The organism is Gluconobacter aidae, from assembly GCF_009547075.1.
GTDB classification, from domain to species: Bacteria; Pseudomonadota; Alphaproteobacteria; order Acetobacterales; family Acetobacteraceae; genus Gluconobacter; species Gluconobacter aidae.
This window is the reverse complement of record NZ_WIPH01000086.1, coordinates 1-2404: the sequence shown is the minus strand read 5'-3', so window position 1 is coordinate 2404 and position 2404 is coordinate 1. Positions and strand designations below refer to the sequence as shown.

The 2404-nt window shown below is 56.8% G+C and carries 1 protein-coding gene and 1 pseudogene; both read right to left on the bottom strand.

The features are described from left to right. The coding region (locus tag GFJ39_RS13785; RefSeq protein WP_153432020.1) for a TonB-dependent receptor at positions 1 to 2103 on the bottom strand (2103 nt) is incomplete at its 3' end. 110 nt (positions 2104 to 2213) lie between these two features. Continuing rightward, positions 2214 to 2404: pseudogene (locus GFJ39_RS14140) on the bottom strand (hypothetical protein); the annotation flags it as partial.

The window sequence follows — 2404 nt, the reverse complement described above, 5'->3', positions numbered from 1 at the left end:
ATCCGTGACGCCATCCTGTGTGATGCCATTGAAATTGCCAATATCCGCACGGGTATGATCCCATCGGAAGCCGCCCTGCAGGGACACGAAACGGTTGTGCCAGCCCGTCTGGAAATAGGCGGCCGTAATGGATTCCTGCATGTGGTAATAGGCAGGCTTTGTGGTTGAGATGGTGTTCGTCGTCTTGAACAGGGACTTGTTGTTGAGCAGCTTCTCCAGGGCTTCCTGATAGTTCAGCGTCAGATACTTCAGACCCGGCGCGGATTCCATTGTCAGGGTTTTGGCAGCAAGGACCTGATCCATGTTGCCGATCTCGGCGGCGGCGGCGGCATCCTTTGGAATCCACTGGGTATAGGTTTCACTGTTCGTGACATGCGTCATCGTCTGGGTGACGCCGGCGTTCATCCAGAAGCCATGCCCGACATCCCAGCGCCAGTCTCCGCGCAGGAAGCGGACGTCGTTCTTGACGTGGAAGCCGTAAAATCTCCAGTATCGTGGATTGTAATTATCGGCGTTATTCGCAGCGGTCAGATCGTTCAGATAAATGGATGGTGCACCATTATCGAGGGTGTAACTGTATCCGTAATTGCTCTGGTATGTCGTCTTGTTCGTGTTTTCGTTCATTCCCGTATTGTATTTGATCATGGTTCTGTAGCTATCGTCCCAGGCTATGGAGTCCGTTGCCAGGAAATTCAGGTGCATCCGATCATTGATGTCGTAGTGGATCTTGCCGTTCACGAACCATGTCCGCTGCGTTTCGGGCTGCTGGGTGATCCCGAACTGATACTGGCCGGTGGTGACCGATCCGGTGTCGGGTGTGGCGCCCTGGGTCCATGTTCCGGACGGCATCGAGAGCGCTTCGTTCCGGGTTTCCTGATCGAGTGTATGGAAATATCCGCCGAAGACGGACAGGTCGAAACGGTGTGAGGGGCGGTACTGGAATTTCCCGGTCAGGCTGTAACGGCGGTACGCATCATCGAATGCGTAGTCCTGCGAGCGGACCGGAACGGCGTGACCGGTTGCGGCCACGGCATCCGTATTGGTGGGCGATCCGACGGATGTCCCCGAGGTCGTGTAATAATTCCAGCCGTCACCGCTGGAGTCACCGGGAAGGATCGCATGGGTTGCCGAGTGCAGTTCCTGATAATTACCTGACAGGACGAAGCCGAATTCCTTGTTCCTGCCGAAAACCCGGGTCAGGGTGCCATCCACGCGCCAGTTCTCGTGCATGGGCTGGACTACGCTGCCGGCAAGGTTGTTCCAGCCTCCCAGAAGCTGGGTGTCGAAGGTATTGCCGTAATCGAAGGCGTTCTTGGTGACCATATTCACCTGGCCGCCGATACCTTGCGGGTCATTATAGGCGTCCACGGTTTTAAGGACCTGAAGCTCCCCCAGCATCGAAGAAGGAATGAGATCGAGCCGTGCGCCGCGATAGGTGTTGTTGGCGCTGGCGAGCTGGGCGCCGTCGATCGTGATGAGATTGTAGGAGTTGTCCAGTCCGCGGATGGTGATGTTTTCGATATTGTTGTCCGAACGGTTGTCATCCGTGCTGGGCATCACGGAAATGCCGACGATGCGCCGTGCCGCTTCCACCACACTCAGATCGGGGACGGTGCGGATCTGTTCGGCACTCAGCGTATCGATTATTTGCGCCGAATAGCGCTTGGAGGATGTGAAATCGCGGTTGGCGTGCACGCTGACATTTTCGGTTCTGGATGCATCGAGCGTGGATTTGCGGGCTGAATCCGGATGGATGCCCGGTTTTGTGGGCGGTGGCTGATGCAGGCCGATCACGACGACATGGCTGTGACGGGAAATGACGGTCAGGCCCGTTCCGGCGAGAAGCTGGTCCAGGGCCCTGTCACTTCCCATCGTGCCATGAACCGCGTTGCCCATGATGGTTCCGCGCACGGGATCCGCGAGAACGATCTGGACATTCGCCGCCCGTCCGTAGGCGATGATCGCCTGGGCAATCGGCATGCGGCTGATGCTGAACGAGGACGTCTGGGCGTAAGCGGCCTGCGTGGTCAGGGCACCCGCGAGGCAGGTGGTGGACAGGGCGAGACCAGGAAAAATTTGCGCACGACTGTTTAAGCGAAACACAGCAGATTGAATCCCCGTTTGGATACGTTCGCTTAAAAGATGTTAAGAACTGAAAAATCCGCCGCTTCGGGAGTGTGAAGCTTTTCTTACTTCCCGTGACGCCTGACAGATCAGAGAAGACTGATTTCCGTGGGGGCGATCAGGATCCTTGTTCCAAAAATCTCGCTCAGGATGCGGGCGAAAATGAGGGGATCGCTGAGGGAGAAAATCCCGCTGATCCGGCGGCTGGCGCAGGCGGGGTTTTTCAGGACGATTTTCTGGGTGTTGTAGCGGTTGATCTGTCGGATGGCGTCGGTCACGT